This is a genomic window from Nocardiopsis coralliicola, from assembly GCF_054779695.1.
In genome coordinates, this window is record NZ_BAAGXT010000024.1 from 34,746 (window position 1) to 55,931 (window position 21,186).

At 75.5% G+C, this 21,186-nt stretch carries 16 protein-coding genes; 5 read left to right on the forward strand and 11 right to left on the reverse strand.

Annotation, left to right across the window (positions count from 1 at the left end):
• Positions 1-66: 66 nt before the first annotated feature.
• The 3 genes from ACYVGT_RS17170 (at position 67) to ACYVGT_RS17180 (ending at position 2,543) form a co-directional block, all read left to right on the forward strand.
• Entirely contained in the window at positions 67-417 is a 351-nt protein-coding gene (locus ACYVGT_RS17170) for a hypothetical protein (protein ID WP_460859479.1), read from the forward strand.
• 144 nt (positions 418-561) lie between these two features.
• Entirely contained in the window at positions 562-1,821 is a 1,260-nt protein-coding gene (locus ACYVGT_RS17175; RefSeq protein WP_460859482.1) for an AI-2E family transporter, read from the forward strand.
• A gap of 197 nt (positions 1,822-2,018) precedes the next feature.
• A complete protein-coding gene (locus ACYVGT_RS17180) occupies positions 2,019-2,543 on the forward strand; it encodes a DUF6315 family protein (RefSeq protein WP_460859486.1) in 525 nt (174 codons plus the stop codon).
• Between the two features lie 343 nt (positions 2,544-2,886).
• On the opposite strand, the gene ACYVGT_RS17185 is transcribed toward ACYVGT_RS17180, so the two are convergent.
• Both ACYVGT_RS17185 and ACYVGT_RS17190 read right to left on the reverse strand, forming a co-directional pair.
• A complete protein-coding gene (locus ACYVGT_RS17185; protein WP_460859488.1) occupies positions 2,887-4,947 on the reverse strand; it encodes an ATP-dependent DNA helicase in 2,061 nt (686 codons plus the stop codon).
• Positions 4,948-5,096: 149 nt separating this feature from the next.
• The gene (locus tag ACYVGT_RS17190; protein WP_460859490.1) at positions 5,097-5,888 is read right to left on the reverse strand and encodes a DUF427 domain-containing protein; all 792 of its coding nucleotides are present in this window, start codon (positions 5,886-5,888) and stop codon (positions 5,097-5,099) included.
• Between the two features lie 215 nt (positions 5,889-6,103).
• Between ACYVGT_RS17190 and ACYVGT_RS17195 the strand changes: the two genes are divergently transcribed.
• Positions 6,104-6,880 carry an oxygenase MpaB family protein gene (locus ACYVGT_RS17195; protein ID WP_460859492.1) on the forward strand — a complete coding sequence of 259 codons (777 nt, stop codon included), beginning with the start codon at positions 6,104-6,106 and terminating at the stop codon, positions 6,878-6,880.
• Between the two features lie 272 nt (positions 6,881-7,152).
• Here the strand turns inward: ACYVGT_RS17195 and ACYVGT_RS17200 are convergent, their stop codons facing one another.
• Both ACYVGT_RS17200 and ACYVGT_RS17205 read right to left on the reverse strand, forming a co-directional pair.
• Positions 7,153-8,304, reverse strand: a complete 1,152-nt coding sequence (locus tag ACYVGT_RS17200; RefSeq protein WP_460859494.1) for a hypothetical protein — start codon at positions 8,302-8,304, stop codon at positions 7,153-7,155.
• 1,033 nt (positions 8,305-9,337) lie between these two features.
• Positions 9,338-9,988, reverse strand: coding sequence for a TetR/AcrR family transcriptional regulator (locus ACYVGT_RS17205; RefSeq protein WP_460859495.1), 651 nt, complete (start codon positions 9,986-9,988; stop codon positions 9,338-9,340).
• A gap of 163 nt (positions 9,989-10,151) precedes the next feature.
• On the opposite strand from ACYVGT_RS17205, the gene ACYVGT_RS17210 reads away from it, so the two are divergent.
• Positions 10,152-11,987, forward strand: a complete 1,836-nt coding sequence (locus tag ACYVGT_RS17210) for an ABC transporter ATP-binding protein (protein ID WP_460859571.1) — start codon at positions 10,152-10,154, stop codon at positions 11,985-11,987.
• Positions 11,988-12,778: 791 nt separating this feature from the next.
• Here the strand turns inward: ACYVGT_RS17210 and ACYVGT_RS17215 are convergent.
• From ACYVGT_RS17215 to ACYVGT_RS17245, 7 genes are read right to left on the reverse strand one after another with little or no spacing between them, the layout of a single operon-like run.
• Positions 12,779-14,005 carry a lipid-transfer protein gene (locus ACYVGT_RS17215; RefSeq protein WP_460859497.1) on the reverse strand — a complete coding sequence of 409 codons (1,227 nt, stop codon included), beginning with the start codon at positions 14,003-14,005 and terminating at the stop codon, positions 12,779-12,781.
• Positions 14,002-14,496 carry a MaoC/PaaZ C-terminal domain-containing protein gene (locus tag ACYVGT_RS17220; RefSeq protein WP_460859498.1) on the reverse strand — a complete coding sequence of 165 codons (495 nt, stop codon included), beginning with the start codon at positions 14,494-14,496 and terminating at the stop codon, positions 14,002-14,004. Before ACYVGT_RS17220 ends, ACYVGT_RS17215 begins: the two co-directional genes overlap by 4 nt.
• A complete protein-coding gene (locus tag ACYVGT_RS17225; protein WP_460859501.1) occupies positions 14,493-15,650 on the reverse strand; it encodes an acyl-CoA dehydrogenase family protein in 1,158 nt (385 codons plus the stop codon). The genes ACYVGT_RS17220 and ACYVGT_RS17225 overlap by 4 nt, the downstream gene beginning before the upstream one ends.
• A gap of 31 nt (positions 15,651-15,681) precedes the next feature.
• Positions 15,682-16,911, reverse strand: a complete 1,230-nt coding sequence (locus tag ACYVGT_RS17230) for a bifunctional MaoC family dehydratase N-terminal/OB-fold nucleic acid binding domain-containing protein (RefSeq protein WP_460859503.1) — start codon at positions 16,909-16,911, stop codon at positions 15,682-15,684.
• Positions 16,908-18,074, reverse strand: coding sequence for an acyl-CoA dehydrogenase family protein (locus tag ACYVGT_RS17235; protein WP_460859505.1), 1,167 nt, complete (start codon positions 18,072-18,074; stop codon positions 16,908-16,910). Before ACYVGT_RS17235 ends, ACYVGT_RS17230 begins: the two co-directional genes overlap by 4 nt.
• A complete protein-coding gene (gene casI, locus ACYVGT_RS17240; RefSeq protein WP_460859506.1) occupies positions 18,061-19,881 on the reverse strand; it encodes a steroid-22-oyl-CoA synthetase in 1,821 nt (606 codons plus the stop codon). The genes ACYVGT_RS17235 and casI overlap by 14 nt, the downstream gene beginning before the upstream one ends.
• Positions 19,874-21,103, reverse strand: coding sequence for an NADH:flavin oxidoreductase (locus ACYVGT_RS17245; RefSeq protein WP_460859507.1), 1,230 nt, complete (start codon positions 21,101-21,103; stop codon positions 19,874-19,876). The genes casI and ACYVGT_RS17245 overlap by 8 nt, the downstream gene beginning before the upstream one ends.
• Positions 21,104-21,186 lie beyond the last annotated feature (83 nt).

Sequence of the window (21,186 nt, forward strand, 5' to 3'; positions counted from 1 at the left end):
GCGGCGGCCGCCGCGCCCGGACTTCGACCCCCGCGTACGGCGCGGGCGACGGGAGCGCACAGGCAGATGGGATGGCGAGACCGGTTCGGCCTCCGCAAGGCGCGCCGGCGCGGCAAGGCGAAGTTCGACCGACCGGCCGAGAACTCCGACGTGCAGGCGCTGATCGAGTTCGCGAAGTCGCGGACCGGCGTGGAGTTCTTTGTCGAGCCCGAGACGTTCGCGACATCGACCACCGCGGTCGGCGTCGCCCATGACGGCGAGTGGACCCGGCGGCGCGTCGGCTCCCCCGACGTCATCCGCAAGGTGGCGCGCGACCTCGCCGCACCCGTCTACGATGTCCAGATCGTCGGATATCCGAAGCGGATGCGGGACTGGACCGCGAAGAACAAGCGGAGCCTGCCCCTCGACGACGCCTAGCGCCCGCACCCCGCCGCCGCGCGGGCGGAGGGGCCGTCTCAGGCCCGGCGCGCGCGACGAGGAATAGGACCACCACCGGGCGCCCGCCGGCGGCGCCCCGCAGGCCCCGTGCCCGCGCAACCCGGAGAGAAGCGCCCCCAGCCCATGACCGACCCCGCCAAGACCGGCATGCCCCCGTGGCTTCCCCGCGCGATGCTGCTCGCGGTGTGGACGGTGATCGGCTTCGCCGTGGCCGGGTGGCTCTTCTTCCAGCTGCGCGGGCTGCTGGTCCTGCTGCTGATCTCGCTCTTCCTCGCGCTGGCGCTGGAGCCGGCGGTGAACTGGCTGCACCGGTACCGGTGGCCGCGGGGCGCGGCGACCGGCGCAGTGATGCTCGCCGCGGTCGGCGTGCTGGTCATGTTCTTCTCGGTGCTCGGCTCGATGCTGGTCGGCCAGGTGCTGGAGTTCGCCGCGCAGATCCCGGCGATGAGCCGCGCGCTGCTGTCCTGGGTGAACACCACCTTCAACGCCGAGTTCCAGCCGGAGATGCTGCTGGCGGAGATCACCGACGTCTCCGGACAGCTCAACCAGTGGGCGTCCAGCGCCGCGGAGAACGCCTGGGGTGCGGGGACCGCGCTGCTGACGCTGCTCTTCAACGGCCTGGCGATCGCGCTGTTCACCTTCTACCTGACCGCCGACGGCCCCCGGTTCCGCCGCACACTCTGCTCGGTGCTGCCGCCGCGCACGCAGAGCGAGGTGCTGCGCGCCTGGGAGATCGCGATCGGCAAGACCGGCGGCTACATCTACTCCCGCGCGCTGCTGGCGCTGATCTCCACGCTCGCGCACTTCGCGGCGCTGGTCGTGCTGGACGTGGACTACGCGTTCGCGCTGGCGCTGTGGGTGGGCGTGCTCTCGCAGTTCATCCCGACCGTCGGCACCTACATCGGCGGGGCGCTGCCGGTGGTCGTCGCGCTGATGGGCGGCCCGCTGCCGGCGCTGTGGATGCTGATCTTCATCACCGTCTACCAGCAGTTCGAGAACTACGTGCTGCAACCGCGGATCACCGCGCGCACGCTCGACATGCACCCGGCGGTCGCGTTCGGAGCGGTCCTGGCCGGCGCCGCGGTCCTGAACGCGCCGGGCGCGCTGCTGGCGCTTCCGGCGGGGGCGAGCCTGCAGGCGTTCCTCAGCGTCTACATCAAGCGCTACGAGGTGGCCGAGCACCCGCTGCTGGGCGACGGCGACGAGGAGGGCGGCGGGAGCGGCGCCGCGGACGGCTCCGGCGGCGGTTCCGGCGGCGGTTCCGGCGGAGACTCCGGCGACGGCGGCGCCGAGGGGGGCGGCGGGACCGCGGGGCCGCCACCGGCCACCGGCGGCAGCCCCGGCCCGGAGGCGGCCGAACCGGAAACGGCCCCCCGGCACTGAGCGGGCCGGGCGGGCCAGAACACCCGCACCGATGCACGGATCACACTCGCCCGCCAGGGGGGAGAATCAGGTGCACACCAGGACAATACGCCGCGATTTAACCGTTGATCGGCGCAACTTTGACGTAAGTCGTCGACGCGAGCGGTTCCCTAACGCCGTGCTTTCGTCGCATACTCCCCGTGGGAGGGGGACGACGAATGAAACGGGATCTGGCGGCCCTGTGCTGCGAGTGCGGAACGCTGCGGCAGGTGAGTGACCACCAGGCCATCGGCGAGGCGCAGTCGGCCTACGGGCTCGCCCGTTGTGTCGTCTGGCGGCTCTGCCGCACGTGCGGGCAGCGCACCTACCACGCCTACCTGCGCGACGACGGCGAGCGCGACGAGCTCGAGGAGGCGCTCCAGCTCGACGACGCGATGGCCGGGGAGGCGCTGGAGGAGGAGATCGAGCAGCTGCGGCTCTGCGACATCGAGATCGGCCATGCTCCGGTCCCCGCCGTCTGGGACGGCCAGCCCGTCGGCATGGTCACCCAGCGGCTCACCGACCGGGCCTACTCGGTGGTGCTCGACCCGGGCGCCTCGGTGGTGGCCCGGCTCAAGCTCATCGACCTGGTCTGGAACGAGCTGGCCACCGGCGATCACGAGGAGCGCTGGCACATCCAGCCTTCCGAGAACGACTCGCCCGGCTACGCCGTCCGCCTCTTCGGCTACCGCGTGCGCCGCTAGGGCATGTTGGGTGGACAACTGCCCTGCTGCGCGGCGCCCTGGCACGCCCCTCGCAGCGTTCTCCTCAATCGAGGAGGAAACCCCGCCCTGACTCATTCGTCGGCCGTGCGACGGGTGCACGCCGACACCGGTCGCGACGAACGCCACCCACCACACACGCCCTAGAACGCACCGCAGAGCCCGCCGGGGCAGACGGCCCCCTGCCCCGTCCCGGCGTTCCCCGCCGCGCATAACCGGGAGACGCGGCCGGGCGCCGCCCCCGGCACCTCAGCTGCCCAGCCGCGCGCCGCGGACGCCCGCAACGGGCCGCACGGCCCCGGAACGGGTCCGGGCGGCACCTGCCTCAGCCGACCGCCGCCGCAGCCGGCTCGGATCCGGCGGCGAGGGCGTCCAGGCGGCGCAGCGCGGCGCGGGCCACCTCCGGGTCGCCGGTCTCCCAGTACGGCGGCAGCGAGGCCCGCAGGAAGCCGCCGTAGCGGGCGGTGGCCAGCCGCGGGTCGAGCACCGCGACGACACCGCGGTCCTGAGTCGACCGCAGCAGCCGGCCGGTGCCCTGCGCGAGCAGCAGGGCAGCGTGGGTGGCGGCCACCGCCATGAACCCGTTGCCGCCGTCGGCCCCGATCCGGCGCTGGCGCGCCGAGGCGATCGGGTCGTCGGGCCGCGGGAACGGGATGCGGTCGACGATCACGAGCTGGAGCGACGGCCCCGGCACGTCGACGCCCTGCCACAGCGACAGCGTGCCGAACAGGCAGGCCTCCGGGTCGTCGGAGAACTGCTCGACGAGCCGCCCCGTGGTGTCCTCCCCCTGGCAGAGCACCGGCACCGACAGGCGTTCGCGCATCTCTTCGGCGGCCTGGGAGGCGGCGCGCATGGACGAGAACAGGGCGAGGGTGCGGCCGCCGGCGGCGCCGATCAGCTCCTCGATCTCGGCGAGGTAGCGCTCGTCGAGGCCGTCCCGGCCGGGCGGCGGCAGGTGGCGGGCCACGTAGAGGATGCCGGCCCGGCCGTGGTCGAAGGGCGATCCGGCGTCCAGGGCGCGCCAGCGCGGCTCGCCTTCGGCGGTGTCGGGGTCGGGCGCGGTGTCGGGGTCGGGCGCACCGGAGGGCAGCAGCACGGTGCGCCGGCCCAGGCCCCACTGGCCGGCGAGCGCGTCCATCCGCCCGCCGAGGGCGAGCGTGGCCGAGGTGAGCACCGCCGTCCGGTCGCCGAACAGCTTGTCCCGCAGCAGCCCGCCGACCGACAGCGGCGCGACGTGCAGCGCGGTGGGCGAGCGCGCGCCCTTGGCGAGCCAGGCGACCGAGGTGCGCTCGCGCAGCGGCGCCTCGAAGGACTCCAGCAGGCGCACTGCGGCGTCGTGCACCTCCTCCAGCGCGGCAAGGGCGCGGCGGCGCACCGCGGTGGTGTCGGCGTCGCCGTCGGCGTCGACCGCCTTCACCGCGGTGACGCAGTGCTGGGCGGCGTCGCGGACGGCGGCGACCGCGCCGGCGAGGCCGTCGTCGAGGTGGTCGAGGCGGCCGGGCTCGACGTCGGCGAGCATCAGGGCGAGGCCGTCGCCGGCCTCGCCGAGCCGCTCCACCGCGTCCGGCTCGACCAGCCGCGCCGCCCGCTTGCCGGCGGCCGCGACCGCCTTCTCGCCGAGCGAGGCGGTGGCGACCGAGGTGACCCGGTCGACGAGGTCGTGCGCCTCGTCGACGACCAGCAGGCGGTGCTCGGGCAGGATGTGGTAGCCCTGCATGGCGTCGATCGCGAGCAGGGCGTGGTTGGTGACGACGACGTCGGCCTCGCCGGAGCGGAGCCGGGCGAGCTCGGCGAAGCATTCGGCGCCGAACGGGCAGGCCGCGGCGCCGATGCACTCGTTGCCGGCCACCGAGACCTGCCGCCAGGCGAGGTCTCCGACTCCGGTCGGCAGGTCGTCGCGGTCGCCGGTCTCGGTCTCGGCGGCCCACTCGTGCAGCCGCTTGACCTGGCGGCCGAGCGCGGAGACGGCGCGCGGGTCGAACAGCTCGGCCTCGCCGTCGTCGGGCTCGGCGGCACCGTCCAGCTTCTGCCGGCACACGTAGTTGCGCCGGCCCTTGAGGATGGCGAACGTGGGCGTGCGGCCGAGGTGCGGCTCCAGCGCCGCGGCGAGCCGCGGCAGGTCGCGCTCGATCAGCTGGCGCTGCAGGGCGAGGGTGGCGGTGGCCACGACGACGGTGGTGTCCTCGGCGACGGCGTGCCGGATGGCGGGCACCAGGTAGGCGAGCGACTTACCGGTGCCGGTTCCGGCCTGCACGACGAGGTGCTCGTCGGCACCGACGGCGTCGTCGACCGCGCGGGCCATCGCCGCCTGGCCGTCGCGGTGGGACCCGCCCAGGGCGTCCACTGCGGCGGCGAGCAGAGTGGGAACGTCGTCAAGATCGGACACGACTGCGACAGTACCGGCCGCCGACGACGTCCGGGCCCCGTCTGCGGCACCGGTGGACGGCCGACCGGGCGCCGGCGCCCGGATGCCTGCTACCGGGACCGGAGGTGCCGCGGCCGCACTGCAGCGAGCCGCGGATCACGCCGCCCCGCTCACCGCCGCTCCAGGTCGGTCTCGATCGAGTCGTGCCGGAAGCAGACATGGTCGGTGATGTCCCTCCCGTCCGACAGCGGCACCGTGTACGCCCAGGCGGCATCGGTGATCTCGGTTCCGCCGGCGACCACGTTCCAGTACCGCGCCTGCCCCTTGTACGGGCAGTGGTAGACGGTCTCACTGGGCACCAGCACACCGTCCCGCACGTCCTGCAGCGGGAGGTAGTAGCGATTGTGCAGACCCGTCTCGGAGACCACCTTGGCGGCGGTGCTCAGTGCCAGGACCTCGCCGCCGCTGCGGACGCGCACGATGTTGGACGAGGGCCGCGTGTCGACCCGGTGGTAGGGGTCGCGGAAGTGGGCCCGGATCTCCTCTTCCTCGTCGTACCAGGTGTCCGGCGCCTCCATGTAGAGCGCGGACAGGCCGCGGAGCCAGTGCGCCTCGGGGCGCGGGTCGGGATAGGACCAGACGGCGTCGTCGACCGTGGTGTCGCCGATGCTCAGGTGCCAGTAGGACGCATCGCCCTTGTAGGGGCAGTGCGTGGTGGTGGAGCTGGGCGTCAGCGCGGAGGCGCGCAGGGCTTCGGTGGGCACGTAGAGCTGCGGCAGCAGGCTCGTCTCGTGGACGAAGACGGCGTTCTCGGTATCCAGGACGGTCGTGCCGCCCAGCACGGCGCGCACGCGCCGCGGGAAGGGCTGCATGAACAGGGCGTGCGCCGGCCCGTCCAGGGTGTAGTTGACGGTGCCGGGAGCGTTCTTGCTGAGCGGCCCTCCGCCGAACGTCAGGGACATCGGTTCCTCCTCGCACGCGCACTCGCCGGGAAGCTGCAGGCCGCGGCACCGGGCGGCACCCGGTCCGCCCGCGCCCGGCCGTCGGCGGTGGTTATGCCCGCCGCGGTCGCGGTTGTACCGGGTGGGTCCGCGGACGGCGCCCGTGTCCGCGGATGTCAGGACGTGCCGGTGCGCCGCGCGGGACTCGGGGGGCGGCCCCGCCGTAGGATCGGCCCATGGGACCGGCACCGGACCGCCGCGACTTCTCCGAACTGCGCCGCACCAATGCCGAGGCCGTGCTCCTCGGCGGCGCCGCCTACGCGGTGCTGATGCAGGTGAGCCACCCGTCGGTGGCGCGCGGGGTGGCCGAGCACAGCGACTTCGCCGAGCGGCCGCTGGACCGCCTGCGCGCCACGCTGACCTTCCTCTACGCGCTGCCGTTCGGCACCCAGGAGGAGGCCGACCGGGTGGCGCGCGGCGTCCGCGCCGCGCATGCGCGGGTGCGCGGGCCGGGCTACAGCGCCCTCGACCCGGACCTGCAGCTGTGGGTGGCGGCCACCCTGTGCGAGGCGGGCGAGCGCCTCTACCGGATGGGCCTGGGTCCGCTGCCGCACCCCGAGCTCTACCGCTCCCAGTGCGCGGGGCTGGCGACGGCGCTGGGCTGCCCGGCGCGGCTGTGGCCGGCCAGCCGCGCGGAGTTCGCCGCGTTCTGGGAGCGCTCGGTCGCCGACCTGGCGCCGGGCGACGATGCGCGCGCCATCGCCCGCGACCTCTTCGCGCCGCGCAACCCGCTGCTGCGCCCGCTCACCAGGATCCAGCGGCTCATCGCCTCCGGCCTGCTGCCGCCGCACGTCCGCGACGGCCTCGGCCTTCCCTGGGGCCCCGCGTCCCAGCGCCGCTTCGACGCCGCGGCCCGCGCGCTGCGCGCCGCCTACCCGCACCTTCCCGGCGCCGTCCGCCGTGCCCCCGCCGCCGCCACCCTGCGCGCGTTCCGCCGCCGCGCTGCCCGCTGACCGCCCGCCCCGGACGAGCGCGGGACTGCGGGGCGAAGCGGCGGTCCAGTGCGCCTGATCGCGGCTTTCCTCGACGGAGAGTCCGCGGCGGCGCCCGCCAACGACCGACCAGCACCGGGGGCATTCCCGCTGGCCGCCGGCGGGACAGTGCGAGGCCGTACCGGAGAGGTGGGGCCGCGCGGTCGCCGGTGCCGCACCTCGTTCCCTGCGGCGTCCCGGCCTTCCGGCCCGCTGCCCGTGGGAGTGGCTGCCGCCCGGCGGGCGCGGGCGGGTCAGCGGGGACGGCGGTCGCGGGCCAGGTACACGGCCGCGGCTCCGGCGGCGATCGAGAGGGCGGCGGCGGCGGACATGGCGGCGAGGGAGGCGCCGGTGACGGGGAGGCGCCCGCCGCCGCTGACCGCTGACGGGTCGAGGGCCAGGTCCCGGGGGTCGGCGGTGGCACCCGCACCGGAATCCGGGCCGGGGCCGGTGGAGGGCTCCGGTTCCGGCTCGGCCTCCGGGGTGCCGCTCGTTCCGCCGTCCTCGCCACCGCCGCTGCCGTCCCCGGACGGCGGCGCGGATTCACGCTCGGACGGGCGTTCGCCGGAGTCGCGGTCGGCGTCCGGGCCGGGGCTGCTCGGCGCCGCCGGCGGAGCTGCGCGCTCATCGCCGGCGTAGACGCTGGCGCCGGTGAGGTCGACGCGGTACGAGCCGTCCGGTCCGCCGTCCGCTCCGGATCCGGTGTCGACCCGGAATTCCAGCGCGAGCCCGGCCGAGGCCGTCGCGGAACCGTGCTCTCCGTCGGCCAGCTCGTGCTCGGCGACCCGCACGGTGGCCTCGACCGAGACGGGCCCGTGCGGCCCGTTGGCGGTGAAGGTGCGCTCGACCGGCCCGTCCTGCACCTCGACCGGCTCGCCGAGCACCTCCAGGCCGCGTACGTCGACGTCCGCGGCTGCGCCGGCGTCCGGAGTCCACCGCGCGCGGGCGTCGGCCGACTCCACGGCAACCAGCGCGTCGGCGCCGAACACGGCGGCGAGCGGGGTGCTCTCCCCGTCTTCGCCGGGCAGCGCGGCGCACTCGGGGTCGAAGCGCAGCCCCTCGACGGCGGCCCGCGCCTCCAGTCGGCGGTCGGACTGGGCGGCGCTGCTGTCGGCGTGCTCCGGCGCGTCGGGGAAGTGCTGCGGACCGGCGACGCCGTCCCCGCCGCTGTCCCAGCGCGCGGCCGAGGGCGCGGCGGCGCGCCCGGTGCCGTCGCCGACCGCGCCGAGATCGCCCATGCCGCACCAGTCGACGGCGGCGATGCGCGCGGTGGCGAACCGGCCGTCCCCGGGCGCACCGGAGGCGCCCGCGTCAGCGGCGGCCGGTGCGGCGGTGAGCAGCGCGGCGGCGCAGAGGGCTGCGGAGAGCAGTGCGGTAGCGGACCCGAGCGCGGCGCGTGCGCGCACGATGGGACGGAACCGGGTGGGGGAACTCGGTAGCACGGTCGTCCTCGGCTCTATGGATGACGCCATCGAAAATACCCGCTGGCGGGCCCCCGGGGTAGACCGGACCCCCGCCCATCGCCCGCCTCCGGACGGTGCGCGCTCCCCGGACCGGCGGATTCCGCGACCGGGCGGAGGCCCCTGCACCGGCCCGGACCTGCGGCGCGGCCGCTACTGGCCATACACGGCCGGACGCGGAACGTCACTGCTCAGCCCGCAGATCGGCCGCCGGACGCGGCGGTCCGGCTCCGGGATGCTGCGGGGCAGCTCTGCGGCCGCAGGCCTGGAGGGCCGGTGTTTCCGGGGGTGGGCCGCCCCGCGGCGAGCGGAGGCGCCCGGCGCGCCGGCAGGTCCGCGATCAGCCCGCCGGACACCGGCCCAGCCGCCCACCGGGAATTCCCGGTCGCCGCACGGTGCCGGCGAGTCGGGGCGGAGGTGCTGCCGGAGAGCAGTGCTCCGCGCACCCGGTCGGCACCTCGGCCGGCGGCGGGCCTGGGTCTGCGCGCTACCGCGGCACGGGCCCGGACGGTCGACGGGGCGGCTCCGCGGCCGGCTGCGCGCGGTGTCCTGGTGCACCCGCCGCACGCCCGGCGAGGGAGCCGGGGCAGGGCCGCTCTTCCTCCCCGCCCTCCCCGCCTCCTCGGGCCGGGAGAACACCGCGAGGGGCAGTGCGGGACGGGAAGCAGCAGGGCAGGCGCCCCGCCCGACACGCCCTGGATCGTTGATGGGAAACCGGTGGACCAGTTGCGGACACGGAGGTGAGGGTGCTCCCGGGCTGGTTGCGCCGGCGGGTCGGGGCGGTGATCGGGACGTTGAAGAACCACGTCGGGCTGGATCGCCAGGGTGCCCGCACCGCTGAGGGGCTGTGGGCCAGGGCGTGTCAGCGCACCCTGGCGCTCAACGCAGCGATCGGGCACGACGGGCTGGTGGGCGCCCCGGTCAAGCGGCCGCTGCTCGCTTACGGCCACTGGCCAGGGCACATTTTCCGATCAATGATCTAGCCGGAGCCGTCCAGCGTGGGGAGCGGGATCCCGCCGAGGACGCGGCGCACACCCTCCTCGGTGGCGGCGGCCTTCACCGCGCTGTAGACGCACAGCGCGCGCGCTTCGGTCTGCGAGACGTCGGGCCGGCGCGCGTACAGCCATGAGGCATACAGGCCGCTCCAGAGCAGCATGTCGGCCCAGCGCGGCCCGATCCGCGGGTCGAGGGTGCCGTCGGCGTGGCCGCGCTGGACCAGCGGCACCATCACCTCCTCGTCCGGATCGGCCACCTCCTCCTCGGCTTCGGTGCCGTCCCAGGAGACCAGCACCAGGTTGCCGAGGGAGAAGTACTCGCCGGTCAGCCGGGCGTAGGCCTCGGCCCCGGTGCCCTCGCCGATCCGGGCGGCCTGGACGGCCTCGACGATCCGCTCTTCGGCGTAGGCGACGAGCGCCGACTCCAGGTCGGAGCGCTCGGCGAAGTACCGCTGCAGGGTGCTGCGGGAGACGCCGGCTTCGCGGGCCACCTCGGCCAGTGGCGCGCGCCGGTTCTCTCCCAGCACGGCGACTGCGGCGTCGAGGATGGCACGCCGGGTGCGGCTGCGCACGCGGGTCTCGGAGCGCTCTCCGGCTGCGAACGCGGCGGGGGCCTCGGATCGGGAGGATGCCATACCGCACATCGTAGCTCCCTGAATATTGGGTTGACGAAAATAGGTCACCTGCGACCTACTTTCAATCATGAACGATTCATTGCCTCCGGAAGCGGGGCAGGCGGCAGGCAGCACCGCTCAGGCTGCGGATAGTGACGGCGGCGCCGGCCCCGGCGCGCTGCGCATGCTCTGGTCCTTCCTGCACCCGCACCGCCGCACCCTCGGCATCAGCCTGCTGCTGGCCCTCGCCGGATCGGCGGCCGAGCTCGCCACGCCCATGGTGGCCAAGCTGCTGATGGATGGATTCACCGATCCGGGCGGTCCCTCGCTCACCCCGCTGTGGCTCCTCATCGGGCTGATGGCGGCCGGCGGCGCGGTCGGGCTGGTCTATGCGGTACTGATCGGCACCGCGGCCGAGCGCATCGTGCTCGACGCCCGCACCGCACTGGTCAACCGCTTCTTCGGCGCATCCCCGCTCCGGCTGCTGCGCCGCCCGGCCGGCGAGCTCGTCACCCGCGTCACCTCCGACACCGTGCTGCTGCGCGAGGCCGCATCGTCCAGCGTGGTGAGCCTGGTCAACGGCGGTGTGCTGCTGGCCGGAACACTGTTCATGATGGGGCTGCTCGACCTCGTCCTGCTCGGGGTCGCCGCCGCATCCATCACCGTGGTCACCGCCCTCTTCCTGACCCTGATGCCGGCGATCGCCCGCGCCCAGCAGAAGGCGCAGGACTCGCTCGGCCGGATGGGCGGCGTGCTGGACGGGGCGCTGCGGGCGCTGCGCACCGTGAAGGCCGGCGGCGCGGAGCGGCAGCTGAGCGAGCGCATCCTCGCCGACGCCCGGGAGTCCGCGCGGCACGGTATCCGCTCGGTCCGGGTGGAGGCCGTCGGCTGGACCATCGCCGGGACCGGGATCCAGCTCGCCATCATCGCGATTCTCGGCGTGGGTGCACTCCGCGTGGCGGACGGCGCCATCGAAGTCTCGACCCTGGTGGCGTTCCTCCTCTACTCGTTCAACCTGCTCTTCCCGGTCATGGAGATCGCGCAGAGCGTCACCACGCTGCAGTCCGGCATCGCTGCGGCCCGGCGCATCCGCGAGGTCGAGGACATCCCGCTGGAGCCGGAGGGACCCGGCGGCGGAGCTCCGGGCGCGCCGGACTCCCCCGCCGCGCCGGCCGCTCTGCCGGAGGCAGCGTCCGGGCTGCACGTCCGGCGGCTCTCCGCCTCCGGTTCCACCGGGCCTGCGGCAGGCGCCCCGCCGGTGCTGTCGCTGCGCGGCGTCACCGCCCGCTATGCGCCGGGCGCGCCAGAGGTGCTGCGCGGCGTCGATCTGGACATCCCGCGGCGCGGGCACACCGCGCTGGTCGGTCCGTCCGGGGCGGGGAAGACGTCGCTGTTCTCGGTGTTCCTGCGGTTCCTGGAGCCGGAGCAGGGCACCGTCGCACTCGACGGCCGCCGCTACGCCGAGCTGGCGCCCGCGGAGGTCCGGCGGCGGTTCGCCTACGTGGAGCAGGACACGCCGGTGCTGCCCGGGTCGGTGCGCGACAACCTGCTGCTGACCCGGCCGGACGCCGGCGATGCGGAGATCCGCGCCGTGCTGGACGAGGTGCACCTGCTCGACACCGTCGACGCCCTCGACGGCGGTATCGACGCACCGCTCAGCGGGGACGCGGTCTCCGGCGGGCAGCGGCAGCGGCTCGCGGTGGCCCGCGCGCTGCTGGCCGACCCCGACGTGCTGCTGCTGGACGAGGCCACCGCGCAGGTCGACGCGGTCACCGAAGCGGCCATCACCGCCGCGCTGCGGTCCCGGGCCGAGCGGGGCGCCGTGGTCACCATCGCGCACCGGCTGTCCACGGTGATCGGCGCCGACCGGATCGCGGTCCTGGACGGCGGCCGCGTGCGCGCCGAGGGCACCCACGGTGCGCTGCTGGCGACCGACGGCCTCTACCGCCGGTTCGTCCAGGCCCTGCACATCGCCGGCCCCGAGGCCGCCGCGGACCCCGACCCCGCCGGCGCGCGGTGACCCGGGGCGGGGTGTCGTCCGGGCAGGGCCGGGAAGGGCCGGACGGTATCCCCGCGGCCGGGAAGCGCTGCGGAGGGGGTCCGGCGGCGGACTCCTCCGCCCCTGGTCCGGACCCGTGGACTGCCGCGGCCGGGTGGCGCGGATCCCCGGTCCGCAGCGAGCCGGCGGCCACCGGTTGTTCCGTGCCGCAGTCTCCCCCGGCCCTGCACACTGCCAGTCCGGAGGACGCCGACCCGGGACCCCGCCACCGGCTGACGCCGACGGCCAGTCGTCCGGGCAGCGTCGGGACACCGCTGGACGGGGCCTCCCGCCGGGCAAGGGGGCACTGGCCGGGGACACCAGGGCCGACGGCTCCCGCTGCGGTGCCGGATCGGCCCCCCGCCCACCGGTCACGGCGGGGCCGCCTCGCTCCGCAGCAAGCCAATGGGCGCTCTGGCGCCTCGTACCGCCGGATTGTCCGAGCCGTCCGAACGCTCCCAGCCCCAAATGCCACTCCGGCCCCGGCTTCACCGAAGCGCTGGCGCGGACCGGAAGCCGCTCCGGGGAGCTGCGGACGCTCCGGGCGGGGGCACCGGCGAGCGGGATCCGGCGGCGGCTGCCCTGGGCCCGGACCGGACCCGCGGCCCGTCAGCCCAGGCGGGGCCGCCTCGCTCCGCTGCGGACCGACGGCCTCCGGCGACCTGTACCGGCGGTTCGTTCGGGCCCTCCCGCGCGCTGTCCGCGGCAGAACGCGGGCGCCGGCCCCCACGAAACCGGGCGGCTCCCGGCTCCGCGAAAGCGGGCAGCCGCGTTCAGTCCGCACCGAGGATCAGCGCACTGGTGGGCACCCCGGTGCCGGCGGTGGCGACCACGTTGCGCACGCCGTCCGGCTGGTTGGCCGAGGTGCCGCGGACCAGCCGGACGGCTTCGGCGATCCCGTTCATGCCGTGCAGGTACGCCTCGCCGAGCTGGCCTCCGTGGGTGTTGACGGGCAGCCGCCCGCCCAGCTCCAGCGCCCCCGAGCGGACCAGCTCCACCGCCCCGCCGGGACCGCAGAACCCGAGCTCCTCCAGCTGCGGCAGCACCAGCGGCGTGAAGTGGTCGTACAGGATCGCCGCCTGGATGTCGTCCGGGCCCAAGCCGCTCTGCCGCCACAGCTGCCGGGCGGCCACCCCCATCTCCGGCAGCCCGGCGATGTCCGCGCGGTAGTAGCTGGTCATCATGTGCTGGTCCGCGCCCGAGCCCTGCGCCGCGGCGCGCACCACCGCGGGCGGGTGCCGCAGGCCGCGGGCGCGGTCTGCGGAGACGACCACCAGTGCCTGCCCGCCGTCGGTCTCCTGGCAGCAGTCGAGCAGCCGCAGCGGCTCGGCGATCCACCGGGACGCCCGGTGGTCCTCCAGCGTGATCGGCCGGCCGGCGAACCACGCGTTGGGGTTGGCCGCGGCGTGGGCCCGGTCGAGCACGGCGATCCGCCCGAAGTCGTCGGTCGTGGCGCCGTACTCGTGCATGTAGCGCCGCGCGAACATCGCCACCCACTGGGCGGGCGTGCTGAGCCCGAACGGCGTCATCCAGGAGTAGGCGGCCCGGTCGGCGCTGGTGTCCATCGCCCTGCCGGCCTGGCCGAGGCCGTAGCGCTCGCCGGAGCGCTCGTTGAACGCGCGCCAGCACACCACGGCCGACGCCAGCCCGGTCGCGACCGCGGCCGCAGCATGGGCCACCGTCGCGCAGGCCGCGCCGCCGCCGTAGCCGACCCGGGAGAAGTAGGTGAGCTCGCCGATGCCGGCGTTGCGGGCGACGTGGATGTCGGAGCTGGACTCGGCGGTGAACGTCGCCATGCCGTCGATGTCGCCCGGTTCGAGCCCGGCGTCGGCGATGGCGGCGAGCACCGCCTCGGTGGCGAGCTGCAGTTCGCTGCGGCCGGAGTCCTTGGAGAACTCGGTCGCGCCGATCCCGGCGATCGCCGCGGCGCCGGAGAGGGGGACGGCGGGCCCTGGAGCCGCCGCGGCGGCGTCCGCGCGCGTCGCACTGGCCTGGTTCACGGCGCCTCCTCGGGGTCCTGGCCGCTGTCCGCGGCGGGCAGCCGGACCTCGGCGGTCCCCCAGGCGTGCGCTCCGGCCCCGGTGGCGCACCGGACCGCGACGACGACCCGGCCGTCGGCGTCCGCGCTGGCCACCTCGCCGGTGAAGACGAGCGTGTCGCCCGGGTAGGCGGGGGTTCCGAGCCGGATCTTCAGCGCGGTGAGGGCGGCCGCGGGGCCGGCCCATGCGGTGACGAAGCGGTCGACGAGGCCGTTGGTGGTGAGGATGTTGAGGAAGACGTCTCGGGAGCCGCTGGCAACGGCGCGCTCCTGGTCGTGGTGGACGTCCTGGAAGTCCCGGCTCGCAATCGCGGCCGCCACGACGAGGGTGCGGGTCACCGGGATCTCCAGCGGCGGGAGTGCGTCACCCGGCCGCACACCGCCGGCCGTGCGCTGGGCACCGGCCGCGCGGTCCTCTGCGGCGGGGGTGCCTGCGTGGCGGGTCGCGCTCACAAGGCCACCTCCTTTCCGGCGAGGCGGTCACCGAGCCGCGCGAGCGCGGCGGAGGCGCCGCCGAGCGTGCCGGCGAGCTGCCGCCCCCAGAGGAAGTAGCGGTGCGCGGGGTATTCCACGTCGACGCCGATCCCCCCGTGCAGGTGCTGGGTGCGGTGCACCACGTCGAGGCCGGCCTGGTCCGCCCAGTACTTCGCGACCAGCGCGGCGGACGTGGCGTCCCCGCCCGGGCCGGCGCCCTGTCCCGCGGCGCCCGCTCCGCCGGCTGCCGGGCCGCCGTCGAGGGCGGTGACCGCCTGCCAGAGCGTCACCTGCATGGCCTCGGTGTCGATGAAGCAGTCGGCGAGCCGGTGCTGCACGGCCTGGAAGGTGCCGAGCGGCCGGCCGAACTGCTCCCGCTGCGCAAGGTGGCCGACGGCCAGGTCGAGCGCGCCGCGGGCCACCCCGGACTGCACGGCGGCCAGCGCTGCGGCGGTGCACGAGAGCACGTCGGGCAGGCCCGGTCCGCCCGGCGCGCCGATCGCGGTGGCGCGCGCGCCGTCCAGGGTGAGGTGCCCGGACCAGCCGCGGTCGGTGGTCTCGGCGTACTCCCAGGCGGCCCCGGAACTGCCGGCCTCGACCAGGAACAGGCCCGGGCCGGCGTCGGCGGACGCGGAGACCACGATGGCGGCGGCTCCGTCCGGGGCGGGCACGGCCGCCTTGGTTCCGGTAAGCGTCCAGCCGCGCTCGTCCGGGACCGCGGTGCACTCCGGAGCGGCGGGCTCTGCGGGCGCGAACTCCTCCAGGGCCAGAGCGAGCCGTCCGCTCCCGTCCGCGGCGGCCGGCAGGAATCGGTCGCGCTGGCCGGCGTTGCCGTGCCGGGCGAGGGCGAGCGCCGCGATGCCGGCCGACCACAGCGGGACCGGCGCTGCTCGGCGCCCCTGCTCTGCCAGCAGGACGCAGAGCGCTCCGAGGCCGAGCCCCGCTCCCCCGTACCGCTCGGGCAGCGCGATGCCGAGCAGTCCGGCGCGCGCGAGGTCGTCCCAGAGCCGTCCGTCGGTTCGCGGCGGCGACGCCTCGGCCTCCCGGACCTGCTCCGGCCCCGCCCGGTCGGCGAAGATGCCGTCGGCCAGGTCGCGGACGGCGGTCAGCTCCTCGCTGAGGTGGAAGTCCACTCGGCTGCCTCCTGTGTTCTGGTGCGGCGGGTCAGGGTCCGCCGGCGGCGGGGCGGAAGACGGGGAGGATGAGCTCCGGGTCGGCTTCGAACCAGTCGAGCCGGACCCGGAGGCCGATCGCCGCGCCGCCGGGGTCCACGCCCGCCAGGTTGGCGATGAGGCGGGTGCCCTCGTCGAGCTCGACGACCGCGATGAGCAGCGGGTAGTCGAACGCGGGGTGCCTCGGGTGGTGCGCGGTGACGTAGCTGTAGACCGTGCCGCCCCCGGCGGCCTCCACGGTGTCCCAGTCGAAGGAGCGGCAGTGCGGACAGCACGGCCCCGGCGGGTGCCGCAGGGCCGCGCAGCCGCGGCACCGCTGGATCACCAGCCGCTTCTCGCGCGCCGCCGCGAACCAGAACGCGTTGTCCCGGTTGATCGCGGGGCGGGGGCGGAGCGCGGGAACCTCCTGCGCGGACGGGCCACCGGGCAGCGGCTCGGTCTGGGCGCCGCCCTGCCCGCCGGATCCCCCCTGTGGGGTCCTCCCCGGCCCGGGGACCGGCTGTGCCTCCTCTGGCTGCTCGTCCCCCGCCTGCGCTGCACGCATTCGGCCAGGGGCTGCTTGCGATGCGTGTTCCTCGGGCGCCAGCTCGGAGTGGGCTGCGCCCTCCCGGCCAGACGCCTCCCCCGGGCCGGGCCCTTCCGCGGCGGGCGGCCGGAAGCGCAGGGTGCGCCACGTCTGGGTGGCGGCGACGGCGCCGGCGGCGTCGCGGTAGGTGCGCTCGGTGGTGATGAACCGGCCGGCGCCCAGAGCGGTGCGCTTCTCCGCCGAGACCGCGGTGACGACCTCGTCGACCGACATCGCGTCCCCGGGGGCGAGCTCGCGGTGGAAGGCGAACTCCGAGTCGGTGGCCACCACCGACGTGTAGCCGCCCTCGGCGAGCAGCGCGACGAATTCGCCGGCCGCAGCGTCCGCGCGGTCGGCGGGGCCGGCGCTTCCGGCCAGGCCGGGCATGGTCCACGTCTGCATCATCGACGCGGGGGCGACGATGCCGGCGCGGCCGGTATCCCGTGCCGCTTCGGCGGAGGTGTAGACGGGGTTGGCATCCCCCATCGCCTCCGCCCAGTGCCGGATCATCGGTGCGTTGACCGGGTCGAGCCCGTGCCGCCCGGACACCAGGGTGCGGCCCACCCAGGAGCGCAGCTGCTGCTCGTAGCTGTCCGGGGCGGGGCCGCGGCCGGGGGCCGCTGCGCCGTCCGGGCGGTCCGGCTGTGCGGGGCTCATCGGCGCCCCCGTCCGCGCGGAAGGCCGAGGCCCTGGGTGGCGACCAGGTCCCGGAGCACCTCGTTCACTCCCCCGCCGAAGGTGTTGACGATGCCCTGCCGGGACAGCTGCTCGACCTGGCCGCCGAGTGCCGCGGCCGGCGAACCGGGGCGGATCCGTCCCGCTGCGCCGAGCACCCGGGTCAGCGCCCGCTGCACCGCGATGTGGGTCTCGGTGCCGAAGACCTTGACTGCGCCGGCGTCGGCCCCGCTCAGCGTCTCTTCGGCGACCGCGGTGGCCATCTTCCAGTTGAGCAGCCGCATCGCTTCGAGCCGGGCGTGGCAGTGCGCCATCTCCAGGCGCACCCACGGAATGTCCAGCGCGCCGTTGCCGCGCGCCCACTCCAGGACCTGCTCCCAGAGCCCGATCATCCGGCCGCCCAGGGCCGCCAGCCCGATCCGCTCGTGGTTGAGCTGGGAGGTGATCAGCTTCCAGCCGCCGCCGGGCTCGCCCACCACCTGGCTGTCCGGCACGCGGACCCCGCTGTAGTAGGTGGTGGTGACCGCCATTCCGCCCACCGTCCGGATCGGGCTCCAGGAGAAGCCCGGCGCGTCGGTCGGCACGATGAGCAGGGTGATGCCCTGGTGCCGGGGCGCGCCGGGGTCGGTACGCACCGCGAGCCAGACGTAGTCGGCGGTGTTGGCGCCGGAGGTGAAGACCTTCTGGCCGTCGACGGTGAACGTGTCGCCGTCGCGCACCGCCCGGGTCGACAGCGAGGCGAGGTCGGTGCCGGCCTCGGGCTCGGTGTAGCCGATCGCGAAGACGCACTCGCCGCGCAGGATGGCCGGCAGGTAGGTGCGCTTCTGCTCCTCGGTGCCGTGCGCCATCAGGATCGGCCCGACGGTGTTCACCGTGACGAAGGGGAACGGCAGCCCGGCGCGCTGCACCTCGTCGAAGAACACGTACTGCTCCTCCGCGGAGCGCCCCTGGCCGCCGTAGGCGCGCGGCCAGCCGATGCCGAGCCAGCCGTCCCGGCCGAGCATCGCGGTGATCTCCCGGAACCGGGGCCCGCCGACGCCCTCCTCTCCCGCGGCGCGCCGCTCCTCGGGCGGCAGCAGCCCGGCGAAGTAGGCGCGCAGCTCAGCGCGGAGGGCGCGCTGGCCGGGTGTCTCACGCAGATCCATCGTCGGCTCCTCGGGCGGTGTCACTGCCGGTGCTGGTGGCGGTGGTGCCGCCTTCGCCGGCTGCGGCCCGGGGCCCGCCGGTCGCCGCGGGCAGGAAGCGGGTCCGGCCGCTGGCGGCGAACTCCGCGCGCAGCGCCGCCTCTGCTTCGCCGGTGAGCAGGGTGTAGGCGGGTGCACCGCGCCCGCTCCACTGGTAGACGGGGTCCCGGGTGCGCCACCCTTCGGCGCGCATCTCGTTCTTGCGGAGCTTCCCGGAACCGGTGGTGGGCAGCCGGTGGGAGACGCGTACGAACCGCGGCGCGCCCTTGCTGTCCAGGTCGGGCTGGCCGGCGAGGAACCCGCCCAGGTCCAGGTCGGCGAAGCGGGTCCCGGCGGGGACCTCCAGCGCCGCCATGGCCTGGTCGCCGCTGCGCGGGTCGGGGACGGCGAACACGCTGGCCGCGATGATGCGCGGGTGGCGGCGCAGGATCCGCTCGGTGGCGAGCGCGGAGACGTTCTCGCCGCCGACCCGGATCCAGTCGCCGGCGCGCCCGGCGAAGTAGAGGAACCCGTCGGCGTCGAGATAGCCGAGGTCGCCGGTCCAGTACCAGCCGTGCCGGACGCGCTCGGCGTCGGCTTCGGGGTTGTTGTAGTAGCCCTCGAACCGGGCGGCGCCCTCAGTGTCGACGATCTCGCCGACGGCCTCTTCGGCGTTGAGCACCCTGCCGTGCCCGTCGCGGCGGGCCGGCGGGCAGGCGGCGCGGGTCTGCGGATCGACGATGCGCACGCTGCTGCGGCCCGGCACGCCCAGCGCGTCCGGCGGCGTGTCCGGGGCGCGGGTGACCAGGCCGGAGCCCTCGCTGGAGCCGTAGCCCTCGTAGAGTTCGGCGCCGAAGCGCCGCCGGAACTCGGCGCGGTCCTCGGGGGATGCCTCGGTCCCGAACCCGCGGGCCAGGGGGGTGGCGGCGTCGCCGGGCTGCTCGGGCTGCGCCAGCACGTAGGAGAGCGCCGTGCCGACATAGGTGAAGTAGGTGGCGCCGTAGCGGCGCACGTCCGGGAGGAAGCCGGACGCGGTGAACCGCGGTGCGAGGGCGACGCAGGCCCCGGTGAGCAGCGCCGGCGCCCAGAGCGCCATCAGCGCGTTGCCGTGGAACAGCGGCATGCAGCAGTAGCAGACGTCGTCGCGGCCGATCCCGTACCGCGCGGCGCCGCGCCGGGCCAGCCCGAGGAGGCGGCCCTGGGAGCAGATGGCCGCTTTGGAGGCGCCGGTGGTGCCGGAGGTGAACAGCAGCAGCATGCGGGTGTCCGCGGTGACGGCGGGGTCGCGGACGGGCGCGCCGCCCGGGCTGCCGAGGCGCCCGGCGTAGCCCGCGGAGTCGGTGATCAGGAAGCGGTCGTCGGGGACGCCGATGTCGAGGCCGTCCAGGAGCGCGCGGCCCGCCGTGTCGGTCACCGCGAACTGCGGCTCGGTGTGCCGCACCTCGGCTTCGAGCGCCGCGCCGCGCCGGGTGGGGTTGACGCCGACCACCGCGGCACCGCTCAGCGCTGCGGCGCCGAGCCACAGGATGAACTCCGGCACGTTGTCGAGGAGGACCGCGACGTGGAAGGGGCGGTCCGGGATGCGCTCGCGGCGCAGGAGGTCGGCGCGGACCGCGCTCTCGCGGACCACCTCGTCCCAGGTCCACTCGGCGTCGCGGGAGCGCAGTCCGGTCCGGTGGTCGCCGGCGCGGGCGAGCAGCAGGTCGGCAATGGTCGCGGCGCCCTGCGGCGCGGCCGCGTCCGGTCCGGGCGGCCCGTGCGCGGCGGCCGGTGCGGTCGGTTCAGGCATAGCCGGCATCCGTCCCCCAGGTCGCCGAGCGGGTGGTGGTCCGGTCGACGAGGACGCAGCGCACACCGGTGTAGTTGGTCGGCATGCACCGGTTGTTGTGGTTGCACAGCGACCGCACCCGGGAGTCCTTCTGGATCCGGTTGACCAGGTCGGGCTGGCGGAGCAGGGCCCGGGCCATCGCGACGAACTCGAAGCCCTCGTCCATCGCCCGGTCCATCCCGGCCCGGTCGGTGACTCCGCCGAGCAGCACCATCGGCAGCGAGACCGCGTCCCGGATCTGCCGGGCGTCGTCGAGCAGGTAGGTGTCCCGGTAGGGGTAGGCGCGCAGCATCCGGTGCCCGACGAGGTGCACGCCCAGCTTGATCGGCTGCGGCATGACCGCGGCGAACGCGTCCAGCGGCGCGTCGCCCTTGAACAGGTACATCGGGTTGGACAGCGAGCTGCCCGCGGTCATCTCGAGGGCGTCCAGGCTCCCGTCGGCCTCCAGCAGCCGGGCTACCTCGACCGCCTCGTCGAGCCAGAACCCGCCGGGGACGCCGTCGTCCATGTTCATCTTGGCGAGGATGGCGATCTCGCCGCCGACCTCGCCGCGCACCGCGGCCATGATCTCCCGGGCGAGCCGGGCGCGGTTCTCCAGCGGGCCGCCGTAGCGGTCGGTGCGGTGGTTGAGCCGCGGGCTGAGGAAGGAGCTGGCCAGGTAGTTGTGGCCGAGGTGGACCTCGACCGCGTCGAAGCCGGCCTCGATCGCGATGCGCGCGGCGCGTGCGTGGTCGGCGGCGATGCGGGCCAGGTCGGCAGGGGCTGCCGGCTTGGCGAAGCTGAGCGTGGTCTTGTGGAAGTGCCGGCTGGGCGCCAGCGCGGGCGCCCGGTTGGCCTTGGGGTTGGCGACCGGGCCGGCGTGGCCGAGCTGGGCCGAGACCGCGGCGCCCTCGGCGTGCACGGCCTCGGTGAGGCGGCGCAGTCCGGGCAGTGCGTCCGCCGTCATCCGGATCTGGTGCCGGTCGGTGCGGCCTTCCGGCGACACCGCGCAGTAGGCGACCGTCGTCATGCCGACGCCGCCGGCGGCGTGCCGGACGTGGAAGTCGACGAGGTCGCTGGTGACCCGGCCGCGGTGGCTGAGCCCTTCGTAGGTGGCCGCCTTGACGGTGCGGTTCCGCAGGGTCAGCGGGCCGATCCGGGCGGGGCTGAAGACATCCGGTGCGGGCTTGTCGGTGGTGGTCACGGGCGCTCCTGTTCGGCCGGTTCGCGGTGGCGACGCTAGGCGGGCGGCGGGGGGCTGCGCCCGCTCCGGTCCCGCTCATCGGA